This window comes from Denitratisoma sp. DHT3 (assembly GCF_007833355.1).
Lineage (GTDB): Bacteria > Pseudomonadota > Gammaproteobacteria > Burkholderiales > Rhodocyclaceae > Denitratisoma.
The window spans coordinates 1,664,057-1,682,397 of the sequence record NZ_CP020914.1 but is presented as its reverse complement, the minus strand read 5'-3'; the positions used below and the strand labels follow the sequence as shown (position 1 = coordinate 1,682,397).

20 protein-coding genes are annotated in these 18,341 nt (G+C 64.9%); 14 read left to right on the top strand and 6 right to left on the bottom strand.

Features of this window, described 5'->3' with window-relative positions:
• Nucleotides 1-13: 13 nt before the first annotated feature.
• From B9N43_RS07695 to B9N43_RS07685, 3 genes are all read left to right on the top strand, one after another.
• The gene (locus tag B9N43_RS07695) at nucleotides 14-613 is read left to right on the top strand and encodes a CoA pyrophosphatase (protein ID WP_186454029.1); all 600 of its coding nucleotides are present in this window, start codon (nucleotides 14-16) and stop codon (nucleotides 611-613) included.
• On the top strand, nucleotides 610-1,542 hold the full coding sequence (locus B9N43_RS07690) for a CobD/CbiB family protein (protein ID WP_261379420.1): 933 nt from the start codon (nucleotides 610-612) through the stop codon (nucleotides 1,540-1,542). The genes B9N43_RS07695 and B9N43_RS07690 overlap by 4 nt, the downstream gene beginning before the upstream one ends.
• An 89-nt stretch (nucleotides 1,543-1,631) precedes the next feature.
• Nucleotides 1,632-2,819, top strand: coding sequence for an acetyl-CoA C-acyltransferase family protein (locus B9N43_RS07685; RefSeq protein ID WP_145841701.1), 1,188 nt, complete (start codon nucleotides 1,632-1,634; stop codon nucleotides 2,817-2,819).
• A gap of 179 nt (nucleotides 2,820-2,998) precedes the next feature.
• Here B9N43_RS07685 and rsgA read toward each other — a convergent pair whose 3' ends face one another.
• Both rsgA and B9N43_RS07675 read right to left on the bottom strand, forming a co-directional pair.
• On the bottom strand, nucleotides 2,999-3,856 hold the full coding sequence (rsgA, locus tag B9N43_RS07680) for a ribosome small subunit-dependent GTPase A (RefSeq protein ID WP_145841700.1): 858 nt from the start codon (nucleotides 3,854-3,856) through the stop codon (nucleotides 2,999-3,001).
• Complete coding sequence (locus B9N43_RS07675) at nucleotides 3,857-5,107, bottom strand: M48 family metallopeptidase (RefSeq protein ID WP_145841699.1); 1,251 nt, start codon at nucleotides 5,105-5,107, stop codon at nucleotides 3,857-3,859.
• 44 nt (nucleotides 5,108-5,151) lie between these two features.
• Between B9N43_RS07675 and orn the strand changes: the two genes are divergently transcribed.
• Nucleotides 5,152-5,697, top strand: a complete 546-nt coding sequence (orn, locus tag B9N43_RS07670) for an oligoribonuclease (protein WP_145841698.1) — start codon at nucleotides 5,152-5,154, stop codon at nucleotides 5,695-5,697.
• 13 nt (nucleotides 5,698-5,710) lie between these two features.
• On the opposite strand, the gene B9N43_RS07665 is transcribed toward orn, so the two are convergent.
• The 4 genes from B9N43_RS07665 to trxA form a co-directional block, all read right to left on the bottom strand.
• Nucleotides 5,711-7,300 carry a hypothetical protein gene (locus tag B9N43_RS07665; protein ID WP_145841697.1) on the bottom strand — a complete coding sequence of 530 codons (1,590 nt, stop codon included), beginning with the start codon at nucleotides 7,298-7,300 and terminating at the stop codon, nucleotides 5,711-5,713.
• Nucleotides 7,301-7,394: 94 nt separating this feature from the next.
• A complete protein-coding gene (gene rpmE / locus B9N43_RS07660; protein WP_145841696.1) occupies nucleotides 7,395-7,607 on the bottom strand; it encodes a 50S ribosomal protein L31 in 213 nt (70 codons plus the stop codon).
• A gap of 106 nt (nucleotides 7,608-7,713) precedes the next feature.
• Entirely contained in the window at nucleotides 7,714-8,973 is a 1,260-nt protein-coding gene (rho, locus tag B9N43_RS07655; RefSeq protein WP_145841695.1) for a transcription termination factor Rho, read from the bottom strand.
• A gap of 168 nt (nucleotides 8,974-9,141) precedes the next feature.
• Nucleotides 9,142-9,468, bottom strand: a complete 327-nt coding sequence (gene trxA / locus B9N43_RS07650; protein WP_145841694.1) for a thioredoxin TrxA — start codon at nucleotides 9,466-9,468, stop codon at nucleotides 9,142-9,144.
• Between the two features lie 207 nt (nucleotides 9,469-9,675).
• Between trxA and fdxA the strand changes: the two genes are divergently transcribed.
• The 10 genes from fdxA to leuB all read left to right on the top strand — a co-directional run bounded on the left by fdxA (nucleotide 9,676) and on the right by leuB (nucleotide 18,332).
• Complete coding sequence (gene fdxA / locus B9N43_RS07645; RefSeq protein WP_145841693.1) at nucleotides 9,676-9,999, top strand: ferredoxin FdxA; 324 nt, start codon at nucleotides 9,676-9,678, stop codon at nucleotides 9,997-9,999.
• An 88-nt stretch (nucleotides 10,000-10,087) separates the two neighbouring features.
• Entirely contained in the window at nucleotides 10,088-10,546 is a 459-nt protein-coding gene (locus B9N43_RS07640; protein WP_145841692.1) for a CBS domain-containing protein, read from the top strand.
• A gap of 14 nt (nucleotides 10,547-10,560) precedes the next feature.
• The gene (locus B9N43_RS07635; protein ID WP_145841691.1) at nucleotides 10,561-12,234 is read left to right on the top strand and encodes an AMP-binding protein; all 1,674 of its coding nucleotides are present in this window, start codon (nucleotides 10,561-10,563) and stop codon (nucleotides 12,232-12,234) included.
• An 87-nt stretch (nucleotides 12,235-12,321) separates the two neighbouring features.
• Nucleotides 12,322-13,419 carry a chorismate synthase gene (gene aroC / locus B9N43_RS07630; protein ID WP_145841690.1) on the top strand — a complete coding sequence of 366 codons (1,098 nt, stop codon included), beginning with the start codon at nucleotides 12,322-12,324 and terminating at the stop codon, nucleotides 13,417-13,419.
• Between the two features lie 22 nt (nucleotides 13,420-13,441).
• The gene (locus tag B9N43_RS07625; protein ID WP_145841689.1) at nucleotides 13,442-13,690 is read left to right on the top strand and encodes a YdcH family protein; all 249 of its coding nucleotides are present in this window, start codon (nucleotides 13,442-13,444) and stop codon (nucleotides 13,688-13,690) included.
• Between the two features lie 94 nt (nucleotides 13,691-13,784).
• Nucleotides 13,785-14,921 (top strand): MFS transporter, encoded by a 1,137-nt coding sequence (locus B9N43_RS07620; RefSeq protein WP_261379419.1) that lies wholly within the window; start codon nucleotides 13,785-13,787, stop codon nucleotides 14,919-14,921.
• Between the two features lie 65 nt (nucleotides 14,922-14,986).
• Nucleotides 14,987-16,393 carry a 3-isopropylmalate dehydratase large subunit gene (leuC, locus tag B9N43_RS07615; RefSeq protein WP_145841687.1) on the top strand — a complete coding sequence of 469 codons (1,407 nt, stop codon included), beginning with the start codon at nucleotides 14,987-14,989 and terminating at the stop codon, nucleotides 16,391-16,393.
• 14 nt (nucleotides 16,394-16,407) lie between these two features.
• Nucleotides 16,408-16,530, top strand: coding sequence for an entericidin A/B family lipoprotein (locus B9N43_RS07610; protein ID WP_145841686.1), 123 nt, complete (start codon nucleotides 16,408-16,410; stop codon nucleotides 16,528-16,530).
• On the top strand, nucleotides 16,530-17,168 hold the full coding sequence (leuD, locus tag B9N43_RS07605; protein WP_145841685.1) for a 3-isopropylmalate dehydratase small subunit: 639 nt from the start codon (nucleotides 16,530-16,532) through the stop codon (nucleotides 17,166-17,168). The genes B9N43_RS07610 and leuD overlap by 1 nt, the downstream gene beginning before the upstream one ends.
• Nucleotides 17,169-17,267: 99 nt before the next feature.
• Complete coding sequence (gene leuB / locus B9N43_RS07600; protein ID WP_145841684.1) at nucleotides 17,268-18,332, top strand: 3-isopropylmalate dehydrogenase; 1,065 nt, start codon at nucleotides 17,268-17,270, stop codon at nucleotides 18,330-18,332.
• The last annotated feature ends 9 nt before the right edge of the window (nucleotides 18,333-18,341 follow it).

Genomic DNA, 18,341 nt, shown 5'->3' with positions numbered 1-18,341 from the left:
GGTGCAATAGGCCATGGCCGACAAGTGGTCGTCCGCCTGGCTGCGCGAACGCATGGCGCGGGCCTGGGACAACGCCATGCCGCCCGAGTCGGACGGTTTCCGCGCCGAGCGGCCACAGCCGACTCCGGCCTCGGTGCTGGTGCCGCTGGTGCTGCGGGAAAGCGGAATCACCGTGCTGCTGACCCAGCGCACCGCCCACCTGAACGACCACGCCGGCCAGGTGAGCTTCCCCGGCGGCCGTGCCGAGCCGGAAGACCAGGATGCCGCGGCCACCGCCTTGCGCGAGGCGGAGGAGGAAGTCGGCCTGAAGCCCGGCCAGGTCGAGGTGATCGGCACCTTGCCGGAGTTTTTCACCGGCACCGGCTTTCGCGTGACGCCGGTGGTGGGTCTGGTGACGCCGCCGCTGAATCTGCGGCTGGATGATTTCGAGGTGGCGGAAGTGTTCGAGCCGCCCCTGCGGGTGCTGCTCGCCAAGGACAACTGGCGGCGTCAGCAGATCGAGCATCAGGGGCGGACTTTCGATTTCTGGGCCATGCCCTGGGAAGGTTATTTCATCTGGGGGGCGACGGCCGGCATGCTGGTCAATCTGCGGCGCCACCTGCTGGGAGAATGAATATCGTGACCCTGCTTTCCGTCGTCATCGCGCTGTTGATCGAGCAATTCCGCCCCTTGGCGGTGGGGCGCTGGGTGAGCGCGCCGCTGGGCGCCTGGGCCGAATTCCTGGAAAGCAAGTTGAACGCCGGGCAATACCGCCAGGGCGTCATCGCCTGGGTGATCGCGGTGGCGCTGCCGGTGGCCGTGTTGGAAACCGCCTATCTGCTGGCCCTCTGGCTCGCCCCCCTGGGAGCGTTGCTGCTCTCGGTGCTGGTGCTGTATCTGACCATGGGCATCCGCCAGTTCAGCCATTTCTTCACCGACATTCATCTGGCCCTGCGCATGGGAGAACTGGACCGGGCCCGCCGTCTGCTGGCCGAATGGCGCCAGTGCAGCGGCGATCGGCTCAGTTCGGAAGAGGTGACCCGGCTCGCGATCGAGCAGGCGCTGCTTTCGTCGCATCGCCACGTGTATGCGCCGCTGCTCGGGTTCGTGCTGCTCGGCCCGGCGGGAGCCCTGCTCTATCGTCTGTCCCAGTTTTTTGCCGAACGATGGGGGGGGGGTGACGAAATCCGCTACGGCCGCTTCGGGGAATTCGCCCGCCGCGTCTTCGCCGCGCTGGACTGGCTGCCGGTGCGGGTTTCCGCCGCCGGTTTCGCGGTGGTGGGCGATTTCGAGGACGCGCTGTATTGCTGGCGCACCCAGGCTGGGCGCTGGCCGGATCCCCGCGCCGGCATCCTCCTGGCGAGCGGCGCCGGCGCGCTCGGCGTGCGTCTGGGCCTGCCGGTGGCGGGAGAGATCGAGACCGAGGATCGGCCCGAACTGGGTCTGGGCGAAGAGGCCGATGTGGATTTCTTGCAAAGCACCATCGGCCTGGTCTGGCGTACCCTGGTGCTGTACGTCCTGCTCCTGACCCTGTTTAGCGTGGCGGGTTGGGTAAACGGATAGCGCGCGAAACGAATCGGTTTGTGCGTGGCAACAAACCGATGCTACTATTCCCCGGTTATTGGTCGTCACTTATTTTGGAGTCTGTTTCCATGTCGGAAAAGAGAGAAGTCGTTGTCGTCGGCGGCGCCCGCACCGCCATTGGCTCCTTCGGGGGCTCGCTGAAGGACATCGCGCCCTGCGAACTGGGCAGCCTCGTGGTCAAGGAAGCCATCGCCCGCGCCAAGATCGATCCGGCGCGGATCGGCCATCTGGTGATGGGCAACGTGGTGCATACCGAGCGCCGCGACATGTACGTTTCCCGCGTGGCAGCGATCAATGCCGGCCTGTCCAATGAGTCCTGCGCCCTGACGGTGAATCGCCTGTGCGGCTCCGGCTTCCAGGCCATCGTCAGCGCGGCCCAGTCGATCCTGCTGGGCGACACCGATGCGGCGGTCGGCAGCGGCGTCGAATCCATGAGCCGCGGCGGCTACCTGATGCCCAACGCCCGCTGGGGCGCGCGCATGGGCGACACCCAACTGGTGGACATGATGGTGGGCGCGCTCACCGATCCCTTCAGCCCCAACCACATGGGCATCACCGCCGAGAACGTCGCCAGCAAGTGGAACATCAGCCGCGAGGAGCAGGACCAGTTCGCGCTGGAGAGCCAGCGCAAGGCGGTGGCCGCGATCGCCGCCGGGCATTTCAAGTCTCAGATCGTTCCCGTGGAACTCAAGAGCCGCAAGGGGCCGGTGCTGTTCGACACCGACGAATATCCCAAGGCCGACGCCTCGCTGGAGAGCATGACCAAGCTCAAGCCCGCCTTCAAGAAGGACGGCTCGGTCACCGCCGGCAACGCCTCCGGCATCAATGACGGCGCCGCCGCCGTGGTGCTGATGGAAGCCCGGGCCGCCGCCGCCGCCGGCTTGAAGCCGCTGGCCAGGATGGTCTCCTACGCCGTCGCCGGGGTGGACCCGAACTACATGGGCGAAGGCCCGATTCCCGCCGTCAAGCTGGCCTTGCAGCGGGCGGGCCTGAATGTGGACGAGATCGACGTGATCGAGTCCAACGAGGCCTTCGCGGTCCAGGCCATCAGCGTCGCCAGGGGCCTGGGCTTCGACCCCGCCAAGGTGAATCCCAATGGCGGCGCCGTGGCGCTGGGCCACCCGATCGGCGCCACCGGCGTCATCCTCACCGTCAAGTGCATCCATGAACTCCAGCGCACCGGCAAACGCTACGGCTTGGTGACCATGTGCATCGGCGGCGGCCAGGGCATCGCCGGCATCTTCGAACGGCTCTGATCGAAATCCAGCCCCCGCCGAGGGGGGCGAAGTCAAAGCGAAAGCGCGGGCGACCCCCGCGTTTTTTGCATGAAAAGCGGCACGCGGCGCCAGCCGCAAACGGAAGACTGCGGCTACGAAGTCCCCCCCAAACATCCGAGCGCAGCGAGCAGTATCGAATCCCCCGGAGGGGGGAACCATCATCCGCAGATGCGAAGGAAGCTGCCCAGTCGGCGCGTCGATATCTGTGCCGACGCCACGGCGTTCTTCAGCGCGCAATCCGGCTCGGCGCGGTGGTGGCAGTCGCGGAAGCGGCACTGGCCCAGGTGTGGGCGAAATTCGCGGAAGCCGGACTCGATGCCATGCCGATCCAGGTGGGCGAGGCCGAATTCCTGGAGCCCGGGACTGTCGATGATGCGGCTGTCGTCGTCGATGCGGTAGAGCCGGGCGTGGGTGGTGGTGTGCTTGCCCGAATCCAGCGCCGCCGAGATTTCGCGCGTGGCGGCCGCCGCATCCGGTACCAGGGTGTTGATCAGGGTGGACTTGCCCATGCCCGACTGCCCCACCAGCACGCTCAACTGGCCCGCCAGAAAGGGCCGCAGGGGACCGACGTCGTTCCGCGCGCACAGTTCCACCACCGGATAGCCCAGGGCCTGATAGGGTGCCAGGACGGCCCGGGCGGCCGACAGTTTGTCCGTCAGGTCGCATTTGTTGAGCACGATCACCACCCCAAGGTCGTCGTGCTCGGCGGCGACGAGCGCCCGGTCCAGCAGTTCCTCGGAGAAGTTCGGCTCCGTCGCCACCACCAGCACCAACTGGGTGGCGTTGGCGGCGATCAGCTTCTGACGGTATTCGTCGCTGCGGTAGAGCAGGGACGTGCGGGGCAGGTGGGCGGTGATCCGGGCCTGGTCGGCGCCGCTCGAGGTCAGTTCGACGCGGTCGCCGCAGGCGTAGGGGCTCTTCTTGCCGCGCGGGAAGCCGGTCAGGCGGCCGCCCTGGTCCAGTTCGATTTCGTAATGCCGGCCGAAGGCGGCGACGACGGTGCCGACCGCCTTCACTCAGACGCTCTCCAGCCGTGCGATGCGCAGGCTCGCCGGCGGATGGGAGTCGTAGAACATCGAGTGGATGGGGTCCGGGGTAAGGGTGGAGGCATTGTCGCGATACAGCTTGGCCAGCGCGGCGGCAAGGTCGGCGCCGCTGGCATGGGCTACCGCGTAGGCGTCGGCCTGGTATTCGTGGCGCCTGGACAGCGCGGAAAACAGGGGCGACAAGGGGAAGGTGAAGACCGGCAGGACCATCGAAAACAGCAGCAGGGCGATCGCCGTTCCCGGCTGGTTCACCCCCAGGCCGGCAAAGAACCAGGTCTGGTCGATCAATTGCCCCAGCAGCCAAAGCAAGCCCAGCCCCGTCACGGCCATCATGCCCAGACGCTGCCAGAGATGGCGATGCTTGAAGTGGCCCAGTTCATGGGCCAGCACGGCTTCCACTTCCTGCGGCGCGAGGTGCTCGAGCAGCGTGTCGAAGAAAACGATGCGCTTGGCGGCGCCAAAACCGGTGAAGTAGGCGTTGCCGTGGGCGCTGCGCTTCGAGCCGTCCATCACGAACAGGCCGCTGCTGCGGAAGCCGCAACGCTGCAGCAACGCCTCGATGCGGGTCTTGAGGCCCTCGTCGGCGAGCGGGGTGAATCGATTGAAGAGTGGCGCGATCAGGGTCGGATAGAGGGCCAGCATCAGGAGGTTGAAGCCCAGCCAGAACAGCCAGACCCAGAACCACCAGGCGCTGCCCATGCGCGCCATCAGCCAGAGCACCGCCAGCAGCAGCGGCCCGCCCAGCAGCACGGCCAGCAGCAGCTGCTTGGTCAGGTCGGAGACGAACAGCCTGGGCGTCGTCTTGTTGAAGCCGAAGCGAGCCTCGATGACGAAGGTGCGGTAGAGGGAGAAGGGCAAGTCCACCGCCAGGCCGATCAGACCGTAAAGGGCGAACAGGCTCAGGTCGCGGGCGTAGGGGCTGCCGGGAAACAGGTGCCGGGCCAGATCGGCGCAATCCTGGAGCAGTCCGCCCTGAGTGAAGATCAGCACCAATGCCGCGCCGACCAGGGTTTCCAGCAGCCCCAGGCGGGTCTTGGTCGATGTGTAGTCGGCGGCCTTGCGATGTTGGTCGAGGCCGATGCGCTCGCTGAAGCGCGTCGGCACCTGCTCGCGATGGCCGTTCACATGGCGGATCTGGCGCAGGCCGAGCCACAGGCGCAGAAGGGTGCTGACGAGGAGCGCGGAGAGGAAAATCAGGGAGAACAGGGCGGCGGCGGACATGTAAGGTATGACAGAATTACTACTTTGATCGCAATGGAAAAATTATGGCACAAGATCAGAACGCCCTCGTCTGGCTGGATATGGAAATGACGGGGCTGAACCCTGATGGCGACCGGATTCTGGAACTCGCGCTGGTCATCACCAACAACAATCTGGAGACCATTGCCGAGAGCGCGGTCTGGGTGGTGCACCAGTCCGATGCAACCCTGCAGGCGATGGACGAGTGGAACCAGAAGACCCATGGCCGCTCGGGCCTGATCGACAAGGTGAAGAACTCGGCGCTGTCGGAGGCGGACGTCGAGACCCAGGCGCTGGATTTTCTCAAGCGCCATGTGCCGCAAGGCAAGTCACCCATGTGCGGCAATTCGATCTGCCAGGACCGACGCTTCATGGCGCGCTACATGCCGAAGCTGGAGGCCCATTTCCACTATCGGAACCTGGACGTGTCGACGCTCAAGGAACTGTGCAAGCGCTGGAAGCCCGAAATCGCCAAGGGGCTCACCAAACATGGCAAGCACGAGGCCTTGGCCGACATCCACGAGTCCATCGAGGAACTCAAGTACTACCGGGAGCACTTCATCAAGCTGTGAGGGCGAAACGCCCTCAGCCACGCCGGTAGAGGCGCAATTTTTCCAGCTTGTCGCCGGGGCGATGGCCGGTCCAGACCAGGCGCCAGCCTTCCGGCGCGGCTTCCTTGCGTTCGGTGCTCTGGGTCAGCAGCCACGGGCAGTCGGGCTTCTGGCTCGGGGCCAGGCCGATGAAGTAGCGCAGGGAGGCTTTCTGGCCGTCGCCCAGGTTGCGGGCGCCGACGCACTCCGTGCTGCCGTCCAGCGCCCTGGCGAGCGAGAGGGCGACCGGGCGATAGGTTTTGCCGTAGTCGATCCAGGGCATCCAGAGGCAGGCGAGCAGACCCCAGGTCAGGGTCATGCCGGCCACCCAGTGGGTGACGGAGCGCCAGGGGGATCTGGGCAGGCGCAGCAGCGACCAGAGCCAGAGCCCCGTCAGGGCCGCCGCCGCCAGCAGCGGCAGCAGGCGGAACTGGCCGACGAAGCCGGGTTCGGCCTTGAGGAAGTTGCGCGCCACCCGCGCCGGTTCCCCGGTGACCATGGAAATCCCGCCCAGCCAGATGAGGCCGCCGACCAGGGTGAACGTCATCATGCCGAACCAGTCGAAGGCGTTCGCCGCGCCGCGCCGCAGGCGGGCAATGCCGGATACGGCGAGCAGTGTCAGGGGCACGTAGATCGGGAGGTGCTGCAGGGGCCGGGGGGCTTCCCACAGGACCACGCTGACCAGGGCGGCGCCGGTGCCGACGAGCGGCAGCAGCAGGCCCGGCGTAGCGAGTTGGCGACGGTTGACCCACAGGCTCCAGCCGGCCAGGGGCAGCAGCGGCCAGGAGGCCCAGCCCAGCAGCTCCAAATGGTCGAGGGCCGCATCGCCGTTGAGGCGCGGGGTCAGGCGGAGCTGTTCGGCCTTCCACAGCAGCGGCAGCAGATCGGGTGCCTGGCGGGCCAGCAGGAGCGGCCAGAAGGCGGCCAGGACCAGGCCGGCAACCAGACCCAGGAACAGGAACGGCAGACAGGCGCGGCTGCGCCAGGCGGGCAAAAACAGGCACGTCGCGGCGAGGGGCAGCATCAGGCACAGGGCCAGCGTGCCGGCGCTCAACAGCGCGGCCGCCAGGCCTAGGGCCAGGACCAGTGCGGCGCGCGCGCGGGCAGCCGGCAGGCGGAGCAGTCCGAGGATGAATAAGGCCTGCGCCGCCAGCAGCAATATCGCCGGCTGGGCGTCGTGGATGGGCGTGAGCAGACCCAGCGTGCCGAGCAACAGCAAGGGCGCGCCCCAGCGGCTGTCGGCTTCGTCCTGGAGCGCTCGCGCGGCCCGGCCGATGCCCCAGAGCAGCAGGGCGGCGCATAGCGCGGTGGCCAGCCGGGCCGCGTCGGCAAAGGCCAGCCAGCCCGAGCCCAGCCGGCCCAGCAGGGCGGCGAGCCAATGGTAAAGCGGCGGGGTGGCGAACCAGGGGTCGTGGCCGATGCGGGGCCGCAGCCAGTCGCCGTGAACGGCGAATTCGTAGGCCACGCCGAGGTGTGTCGCGTCGTCGAGTTTCCACGGGTCGTGGCCGACCAGCCCGGAGAGCAGGAACACGCCGCAGAGCAGCAGCAGGGGCCAGCCGGAGGGCGGAAGTCGGAGTGTGGTCACGGCAAGTGGGCGAGGGAACCGGAGACGGGGAAAGCGGAAACAAAAAAGGCAGCCGCGGCTGCCTTTTGCATTCTCAGAACGCCGAAGGACGCTATCAGGCGCCGGCGCGCTTGCCGTACTTCTGGCGGAAGCGCTCGACGCGACCGGCCGTATCCACGATCTTCTGCTTGCCGGTCCAGAAGGGATGGCAGGAGGAGCAGACTTCGATATGCAGGGGCTTGGCGCTGGTCGACCGGGTCTTGAATTGGCTGCCGCAACTGCAAGTGACGTCGATCTCGACGTAGTTCGGGTGGATGCCTTCTTTCATGGTGGTGTCCTTTGTATGTCAGCGGCCCGTGAATTTGGCGGACCAGGAAAGGGCGCGATTATCCAGCAAACCCGTTGCCAGATCAAGCGCCGGGGATGCGGCCGGATCAGCCACGGCGCATGGCGTCGAAGAACTCGCCGTTGTTCTTGGTGGCCTTGATCTTGTCCAGCAGGAATTCCATCGCCTCGAGATCGTCCATGTTGTAGAGCAGCTTGCGCAGGACCCACATCTTTTGCAGCACCGAGGGCTCGAGCAGGAGCTCCTCGCGGCGGGTACCGGAACGATTGACGTTGATGGCCGGATAGACGCGCTTCTCCGCCATGCGTCGGTCCAGATGGATTTCCATGTTGCCGGTGCCCTTGAATTCCTCGTAGATCACTTCGTCCATGCGCGAGCCGGTATCGATCAGGGCGGTGGCGATGATTGTCAGGGAGCCGCCTTCCTCGATGTTGCGGGCGGCGCCGAAGAAACGTTTGGGTTTCTGCAGGGCGTTGGCGTCCACGCCACCGGTGAGCACCTTGCCGGAGGCGGGCTGCACGGTGTTGTAGGCGCGCGCCAGGCGGGTGATGGAATCGAGCAGGATCACCACGTCCTTCTTGTGCTCGGTCAGGCGCTTGGCCTTCTCGATCACCATTTCCGCGACTTGCACATGGCGGGTGGCCGGTTCGTCGAAGGTGGAGGCGACCACCTCGCCCCGTACGGTGCGGGTCATTTCCGTCACTTCCTCGGGGCGCTCGTCGATCAGCAGCACGATCAGGCAGACGTCGGGATGGTTGGCCGTGATGGAGTGGGCGATGTGCTGCATCATCACCGTCTTGCCGCTCTTGGGCGAGGCCACCAGCAGGCCGCGCTGGCCCTTGCCGATGGGGGCGATCATGTCGATGACACGGCTGGTGATGTTCTCCTCGGCCTTGATGTCCCGTTCCAGCTTGAGGTGCTCGGTGGGGTGGAGCGGCGTCAGGTTCTCGAACAGGATCTTGTTCTTGCACGCCTCGGGGGATTGGCCGTTGATGGTGTCCAGCTTGACCATGGCGAAGTAGCGTTCGCCATCCTTCGGGGTGCGGATCTCGCCTTCGATGGTGTCGCCGGTGTGCAGGTTGAAGCGACGGATCTGGGAGGGCGAGACGTAGATATCGTCGGTATTGGCCAGATAGGACGTGTCGGGGGAGCGCAGAAAGCCGAAGCCGTCGGGCAGCACCTCGAGGACACCGTCGCCATGGATGCATTCGCCGTTCTTGGCCTGGTTCTTGAGGATGGCGAAAATCAGTTCGTGTTTGCGCAGACGGTTGGCAGCCTCGATCTGGTTGGCGTTCGCCATCTCCAGCAATTGGCTGACGTGGAGGGCTTTGAGCTCCGAAAGGTGCATGATGGGTAAACCTGTGGCAAGGGGGCGGCCGCGAATGCGGTCGTGAATGGCGCGGTGTGGGGTGGATCTGGGGAAAACGGCTGTCTTGGGAAAGACAGGCCCGGAAACGTGGAACGGCTTTGGAGGTGGGGCTAGGTGCCGTACGTGACCGGGCGGACTGTAGCGATATTACAGATTGCTGTCAATGAAGGCGGTCAGTTGGGATTTGGACAGTGCGCCGACCTTGGTCGCCTCGGCATTGCCGTTCTTGAACAGGATCAAGGTGGGGATTCCGCGGATGCCGAATTCGCCCGGGGTCTTGGGGTTGTCATCTATATTGAGCTTGGCGACCTTGAGGCGGCCGGCGTATTCCTGAGCCACCTCGTCGAGGATCGGCGCGATCATCTTGCAGGGGCCGCACCATTCGGCCCAGTAATCCACCAGGACGGGAGTCGTGGCATCAAGAACTTCGCTCTTGAAAGTGGCGTCGGTGACGTGCTGGATGTGTTCGCTCATGAAGTCCTCTTGTCTTATTAGTCTGCGGAAGTGGCGCCGACCATCTCGGCCAACCATCGGCCGACCATCGCGGCTGGTTTTTGAATGGGATTTCGCCGCACGGCCACTGCTGACGGTCGTAGCTTAACAAAAAACCGGCGGGCGGTGGCAAGGCTTGATGGGGCGGCAGTAAAATCGCCCTTCGAACCGAACAGGAGATGATTCATCATGGCCTATGTGGTGACCGAGTCCTGCATCCGCTGCAAGTACACGGATTGTGTGGATGTTTGCCCCGTGGACTGCTTCCGGGAGGGGCCCAACTTCCTGGTGATCGATCCCGACGAGTGCATCGACTGCACGCTTTGCGTGGCGGAATGTCCGGTCGAGGCGATTTTTGCCGAGGACGACGTGGTGGAGAGCCAGCGTCATTTCATCGCGCTGAACGCGGAACTCGCCAAGCAGTGGCAGCCGATCATCGAGAGCAAGGCGCCGCTGCCCGATGCGGAGGAATGGCGCGAGGTCAAGGACAAGCTCGATCATCTGGAGCGTTGATGCGCCATCCCGTGGGCTATGGGCTTATCATGGGTCACGCCTTTGGTTGACATGGGGTTGCCAAGGGCCATCACAAGGAGGGACGGACATGCAAGTCAGGGAAATTCTGGCCATCAAGGGTACGGTGCTCTATACCATTTCTCCCGACAAGATCCTTGCCGAGGCGGTGGCGGTCATGACCGATCAGGACGTCGGCTCGCTGGTGTGCTTCGAAGGCGGCCGGATGGTCGGCATGCTGACTTTCCGCGAGGTGCTGAAGGCGGTGCGGACAAAGGGGGCCAGCTGGGAAAAAATAGGTATTTCCGAAGTGATGGTGCGCGATCCGCTGGTGGCCGATCCGGATGTCGAAGTGGATGAGTTGCGCCGTTTGATGGTGGATCACCACATGCGCTATCTGCCGGTGATGGAAGGCAATACCTTGATGGGGGTGATCTCCTTTCACGACGTGGCGAAGGCGGTGCTCGAGGAGCAGAGCTTCGAGAATCGAATGCTGAAGGCATATATCCGCGATTGGCCGGAGGAAGAGCAGGCTCCCGCCGGCCGCTAGAAGGAGCTTCTCCAATGGAGAAGATCTGGCTGCGGAGCTATCCGCCGGGTATCGGCGCCGAGGTGGATGTCGCGGCATTCTCCTCGCTGGTTGATCTCTTCGCCGCCAGCATTGCGCGTTTTTCCGGGCGGACCGCCTTCATCAGCATGGGGCGGTCCATGAGCTACGGCGAACTGGATCGCCGCTCGGCGGAATTCGCCACTTATCTGCAAAACGTGGCCCGGGTCGGCAAAGGCGCGCGGGTCGCGCTGATGATGCCCAATCTGCTGCAATACCCGGTCTGCCTGTTCGGCGCCTTGCGCGCCGGCTGCGTGGTGGTGAATTGCAATCCCCTCTACACCCCGCCCGAGCTGGAACACCAGTTGGCCGACTCGGGGGCCGAGGTGATCGTCGTGTTGGACAATTTCGCCCATGTGCTGCAGCAGGTACTGGGAAAAACCGCGATCCGGCATGTGGTGGTGACCCGCATGGGGGATTTTCTCGGCCCCATCAAGGGTGGCCTGGTGAATTTTGTCGTCCGCCATCTCAAGCGGATGGTCCCCGCCTGGTCGCTGCCGCATACCCCGCTGAGGAGTGTGCTGGCGGCGGGGGCGCGCATCGCGGCGGCGGACGTGGAGGCCGTGGAATTGACCGCGGACGACCTGGCCTTCCTCCAATACACGGGGGGAACGACGGGCGTTTCGAAGGGTGCCATGTTGAGTCATGGCAACATGGTGGCGAATCTGCAGCAGGCGCACGCCTGGATCGCGCCCTTTCTGCGGGAGGGGGAAGAGCTGGTGGTCACCGCCCTGCCGCTCTACCACGTGTTTGCCCTGACCGCGAACTGCCTGACCTTTCTCAAGATTGGCGCCACCAATCTGCTGATCGCCAATCCTCGTGACATTCCGGCATTCGTCAAGGAGTTGAGGCGCCATCGGTTCACCGCCATCACCGGCGTCAATACGTTGTTCAATGCCCTGTTGGCGGCACCCGAACTCAAGCGGGTCGACTTCGGCGCTCTGACCATCACCCTCGGCGGGGGGATGGCGGTCCAGAAATCCGTGGCGGAGCGCTGGAAAGCGGTGACGGGGAAGCCCCTGATCGAGGCTTATGGTTTGACCGAGGCATCCCCTGCGGTAGCCATCAACCCCCTCGACTTGGAGACGTTCAATGGCGCGATCGGGTTGCCGATCCCTTCCACCGAGGTCTCCATTCGCGATGAGCGGGGCCTGGAGCTGCCGCTGGGAGAGGCGGGCGAGCTTTGCGTCAGAGGGCCGCAGGTGATGAAGGGCTATTGGAATTGTCCCGAGGAAACGGCCGCGGTCATGACGCCCGATGGTTTCCTGCGTACCGGGGACCTGGTGGTGATGGACGACAAGGGCTTTCTCCGCCTGGTGGATCGGCTGAAGGACGTGATCCTGGTCTCCGGTTTCAAGGTTTTTCCCAACGAGGTGGAGGCGGTCGTCGCTTCGCACCCCGAGGTGCGGGAAGTGGCTGCGCTCGGGGTTCCCGACGAGCATTCCGGCGAGGCCGTGAAAATCTTTGTGGTGCGCCGCTCCCCGGGTCTCACCGCCGAGGACTTGATCGCCCATTGCCGCGCCAGCCTGACCGGCTATAAGGTTCCCCATCAGGTGGAATTCCGCGAAGAGTTGCCCAAAACCAATGTGGGCAAGATTTTGCGGCGGGCATTGAGGGCTGGCGCCGCCTGAGCGTCGCCAAGCGCATCGATCCGGCCGGGAGGGCGGGCGTGACGCTAGTGTAGAATTCTCCATTTCTCCGCTTCCTTTTTCGACAGCATGGCCGGCAGCAGTTTCGGTACGCTTTTTCGCGTGTCCTCTTTTGGTGAATCCCACGGGCCGGCCATCGGTTGCGTGGTGGATGGCTGTCCGCCGGGGCTGGAGCTGGGCGAGGAGGACATCCAGGCCGAGCTGGATCGACGCAAACCCGGCACTTCCCGCCACGTCACCCAGCGCCGCGAGCCGGATACGGTGGAGATTCTGTCCGGCGTCTTCGAGGGGCGGACGACCGGAACGCCGATTGCCCTGTTGATTCGCAACCAGGACCAGCGCAGCAAGGACTACGGCAATATCGCCCAGTCCTTCCGGCCGGGACATGCCGACTACACCTACTGGCAGAAATACGGCATCCGCGATTATCGCGGCGGCGGCCGTTCCAGCGCCCGCGAGACCGCGGTGCGGGTGGCGGCCGGCGCCGTCGCCAAGAAATGGCTGCGGCAGCGCTACGGCGTGGTGGTGCGCGGCTACATGAGCCAGCTGGGGCCGATCGAGATTCCCTTCGTGAGCTGGGATGCGGTGGAGGACAAGACCAATCCCTTCTTCGCACCCAATCTGGAAATCCTGCCGCAACTGGAGTCCTTCATGGACCAGTTGCGCAAGTCCGGGGATTCGATCGGCGCCCGCATCAATGTGGTGGCCGAGCATGTGCCGGCGGGTTGGGGCGACCCGGTCTTCGATCGGCTCGATGCCGAGATCGCCTACGCCATGATGGGCATCAACGCGGTCAAGGGGGTGGAGATCGGCGCCGGCTTCGCTTCGGTCGTCCAGCGCGGTTCGGAGCATGGGGATGAGTTGACGCCCGAGGGGTTCCTCGGCAATCACGCCGGGGGCGTGCTGGGCGGGATTTCCTCCGGCCAGGACGTTACGGTCAGCATCGCCATCAAGCCCACTTCCAGCATTCGTTTGCCGCGCCGTTCGATCGACCTGCAAGGACGTCCCCAACTGGTGGAAACCCATGGGCGCCACGATCCCTGCGTGGGCATCCGCGCCACGCCGATCGCCGAGGCCATGCTGGCCCTGGTGCTGATCGATGCCGCCTTGCGCCACCGCGCCCAGTGCGGCGACGTGGTGTGCGCCACGCCAAAGATTTCAAGCTGACTTTTGACATAAGGAGCATCGCATGACCATCGAGCATCACGATCTGCACCACGAATTCCCCGAATTCAAGGACAGCATTCATCGACTCAAAGTCGACAACCATCACTTCGCCCGTCTTTTCGACGAGTACCATCTGGCCACGTCCGAGGTGGAGCGGCTCGAGGGACTGGGGGTGCCGGTGGATGATCTCTCCATCGAGGATATGAAAAAGAAGCGACTGAAGCTCAAGGATGAGTTGTACGCCATGCTGCGCGAGCATCGAGTGTCCTGAGCGGATTTCCCGCTGTGCGGGCGGCATGGGCGCTTGCATCCATGCCGCTTCCCGACGATTTTCCCCTTCCTTCCCGCCCTCCGCGGCTCGTGTCTTGAACACTCGTTTCTGGCCGCTTTCCGCTTGGTATTTCTGCTACTTCGCGTTCCTGGGCGCCTTTAATACCTACTTCGGCCTGTATCTCAAATCCGTCGGGATATCGGCCTGGCACATCGGCGTGCTGCTTTCCCTGTATCCCGTGATGCGCTTGGTCGCGCCCAATTTCTGGGGCTGGCTGGCGGATCGCTGGGGCACCCGGGCACGGGTGGTCAGGTACGCGATGGGCGCGACCCTGGTCGCCTTCGCCGGAATTCTGGGAGCCTCCGATTTCTGGAGCTTCCTTGCCGTCATCGTGGTCTTCGCCTTTTTCGGCAGCGCCTCCCTGCCCCTGGTCGAGGCGCTGACCCTGGCCCATCTCCAGCACCGGATCGAGCGTTACGGGCGCATCCGTCTGTGGGGCTCGATCGGTTTCATCCTGACGGTACAGGGTGTGGGCCTGGCGCTGGACTGGATGCCCATCTCCTCCCTGATCTGGATCTGCCTGGGAATCCTGGGAACCGCCGCGGTCAGTTCGCTGCAACTCGCCGAGGCCCCGGCGGGAGCCGCCCATCCAGCGGGTGAAGCGCTGGCGGGCGGATTTCGCAACCCGGAAATGCTGGCGCTGCTTGCCGCCTGCTTCATGATGTCGGCGGCCCATTCGCCGCTGTACGTGTTCTATTCGATCCACCTGGTGGATCACGGCTACGCCAAGACCGCCGTGGGCGCGCTCTGGGCGCTGGGCGTGGTGGCGGAGATCCTGGTCTTTCTGGCGATGCCGCGCTTGATGCGCCGGCTTGCGGTGCGGACCATCCTGGCGGCCAGCTTCGCCATCGCGGTGCTGCGCTTCCTGCTGATCGGCTGGGCCATCGACTTTCCCTTGGCGGTGGCATTGGCCCAGGTGATGCATGGCGCCACCTTCGGCGCCTGTCACGCGGCGGCCGTGGCCGCCCTCAATCGCTGGTATCCGGCCCGGCAGCAGGCCCGGGCGCAGGCGCTCTACAGCAGCGCTTCCTTCGGCGCCGGCGGCCTGATCGGCGGGCTGTTTTCCGGCTATGCCTGGGAAGCGCTCGGCGCGGGCCCCACCTACACCATCGCGGCGACGTTCGCGGCGGGCGGGCTGTGGATGGTGCTGCGGGGTTTGCGTCCGCAGTGAGCATGCTGCGCCGCAATGGCGAGCTGTGACATAATCGGAACTTCCCCTGATTCGAGCGCATTCCTATGTCGAAGACGCTATACGACAAGCTTTGGGAGAACCATGTCGTCCATACCGAAGAGGACGGCACGGCGCTCCTTTACATCGATCGGCACCTGATCCACGAGGTCACCAGTCCCCAGGCCTTCGAGGGGCTCAAGCTGGCCGGCCGCAAGCCCTGGCGAGTGTCGTCGATCGTCGCCACGGCCGACCACAACACGCCCACCAAGGATTGGGAGAAGGGGATCGAAGATCCTGTTTCCCGCCAGCAGGTGGAGACCCTGGAAGCCAATATCCGCGAAGTGGGGGCGCTGGTCTTTTTCCCCTTCCGCGATCTCCGGCAGGGCATCGTGCACGTGGTCGGGCCCGAGAATGGCGCCACCCTGCCGGGCATGACGGTGGTCTGCGGCGACTCGCATACCAGCACCCATGGCGCTTTCGCCTGCCTGGCCCATGGCATCGGCACCTCCGAGGTGGAGCACGTGCTGGCCACCCAGTGCCTGCTGCAAAAGAAATCCAAGACCATGCTGGTGCGGGTGGACGGCGCGCTGGGCGCAGGGGTGACGGCCAAGGACGTCGTTCTGGCCCTGATCGGCAAGATCGGCACCGCCGGCGGTACCGGCTATGCGATCGAGTTCGCCGGCTCGGCGATTCGCGGCCTGTCGATGGAAGGGCGCATGACCGTCTGCAACATGGCGATCGAAGCCGGCGCACGGGTGGGTTTCGTCGCCGTGGACCAGACCACCATCGACTACCTGAAGGATAAGCCGCTCTCGCCCAAGGGCGATGTCTGGGACAAGGCGGTGACCTATTGGCGTACCCTGGTGTCCGATCCGGACGCCCGTTTCGATGCCGTGGTGGAACTCGACGCGTCCCGGATCAAACCCCAGGTGACGTGGGGAACCTCACCCGAAATGGTGACGGACATCGACGGCGCGGTGCCGGCGCCCGAGGATTTCGCCGATCCGGTCAAGCGCGAAGGCGTGGCGCGCGCCCTGCAGTACATGGGCCTGGAGCCCCGTACGCCGATCCGCCAGATCGCCATCGACAAGGTTTTCATCGGTTCCTGCACCAACTCGCGGATCGAGGATCTGCGGGAGGCGGCGGCGGTGGCGCGGGGACGGCATGTGGCGGCCAATGTGAAGCAGGCGCTGGTGGTGCCCGGCTCCGGCGTGGTGAAGCGCCAGGCCGAAGCGGAGGGTCTCGACAAGGTATTTACCGCCGCCGGCTTCGAATGGCGCGAGCCGGGGTGCTCCATGTGCCTGGCCATGAACGCGGACCGGCTGGAGCCCGGTGAGCGTTGCGCCTCCACTTCCAATCGCAACTTCGAAGGGCGGCAGGGCAATAACGGCCGCACCCATCTGGTGAGCCCGGCGATGGCGGCGGCGGCGGCGATTGCCGGCCATTTCGCCGCGGTGCGGGACTTGGCTTGAGTGAGGAAAATGCCATGAAGCGTCTGTCTTTCGTGCTGCTTGTCCTGGCGCTGGGGTTGGTCGGTTGCAATACCGTGCAAGGGATCGGCCGGGATATCGAAAAAGGTGGCGAGGCCATCCAGAAAGCGGTGAAGTAATGCGTGCGTTCAATGTGCATCAGGGATTGGTCGCCCCCCTGGACCGGGCCAACGTGGATACCGACGCGATCATCCCCAAGCAGTTCCTCAAGTCCATCAAGCGCAGCGGCTTCGGTCCCAACGCGTTCGACGAGTGGCGCTACCTGGATCACGGCGAGCCGGGCATGGACAATGCCGGCCGTCCCTTGAATCCGGAATTCGTGCTCAACCAGCCGCGCTACCAGGGCGCCTCGGTGCTGCTGACGCGCGAAAACTTCGGCTGCGGTTCCTCTCGCGAGCACGCGCCCTGGGCGCTGGAAGATTACGGTTTTCGCGCCCTGGTCGGCCCCAGTTTCGCCGATATTTTCTTCAACAACTGCTTCAAGAACGGCCTGCTTCCCGTGCGCCTGCCGGCGGCCGAAGTGGATGAGCTGTTCGCCCAGGTGGAGGCCACGCCCGGCTACCAGCTGACGATCGATCTGCCCGCCCAGCGGGTGATCCGTCCCGATGGCCGGACCATCGGCTTCGACATCGATCCGTTCCGCAAGGAATGCCTGCTGAACGGCTGGGACGACATCGGTCTGACCTTGCGCCGGGCCGACCAGATCCGTGAATTCGAAGCCCGGCGCCGCATCGAGCAGCCCTGGCTGTTCGCCTGACATCATTGAACGCCCACCCCGAATCGCCGCGTTGCGGCGATCTCCCCTCAAGGGGCTGGAAAACTCGGGGCGGCCCATCGTTTTCCTGAGAGGACGACCATGAAGATTGCTGTATTGCCCGGTGACGGCATCGGTCCCGAAATCACCGCCGAAGCGGTGCGCGTGCTGACGGCCATGGCCAGCGACGGCCTGAAGTTCGAGCTGGAGGAGGCGCCCGTGGGCGGCGCCGGCTATCGAGCCGCCGGCCACCCACTCCCCGAGTCGACGCTGAAACTGGTCAAGGGCGCCGATGCCATCCTGTTCGGCGCCGTCGGCGACTTCACGCTGGACGCCCTGCCGCGGGAACTGCGCCCGGAGCAGGCGATCCTGGGGCTGCGCAAGGAACTGAACCTGTTCGCCAATTTCCGGCCGGCCCTGGTCTATCCGGAACTGGTCCATGCCTCGACGCTGAAGCCCGAGGTGGTCGCGGGACTGGACATCATGATCGTCCGCGAACTGACCGGCGACATCTATTTCGGCAAGCCGCGCGGCATCCACACGCTGCCGAGCGGCGAGCGGGAGGGCTTCGACACCATGCGCTATTCGGAATCCGAGATCCGTCGCGTGGCGCACGTGGCCTTCGACGCCGCGCGCAAGCGCAACCGCCGGCTGTGTTCGGTGGACAAGGCCAATGTGCTCGACACCATGCAGCTGTGGCGCGAAGTGGTGGTCGATATGGCCAAGGACTACCCGGACGTGGAGCTGTCGCATCAATATGTGGACAATGCCGCCATGCAGTTGCTGAAGAATCCCAAGCAGTTCGATGTGATCGTCACCGGCAACATGTTCGGCGACATCCTCTCCGATGAAGCCTCGATGCTGACCGGCTCGATCGGCATGCTGCCGTCGGCCTCCCTCAACGAGAACAATTTCGGGCTGTACGAGCCGATCCACGGCTCGGCGCCGGACATCGCCGGCAAGGGCGTCGCCAATCCGCTGGCGACGATCCTTTCCGCCGCGATGATGTTGCGCTATTCGTTCAATCAGGGCGAGGCGGCCGATCGTATCGAGACCGCCGTGAAGAAGGTTCTCGCCCAGGGGTTCCGTACCGGCGACATCGCCGAGGCGGGCATGCGTACCGTGGGTACTCGCGAAATGGGCGACGCCGTGCTGGCGGCCCTTTGATTTTTCGAA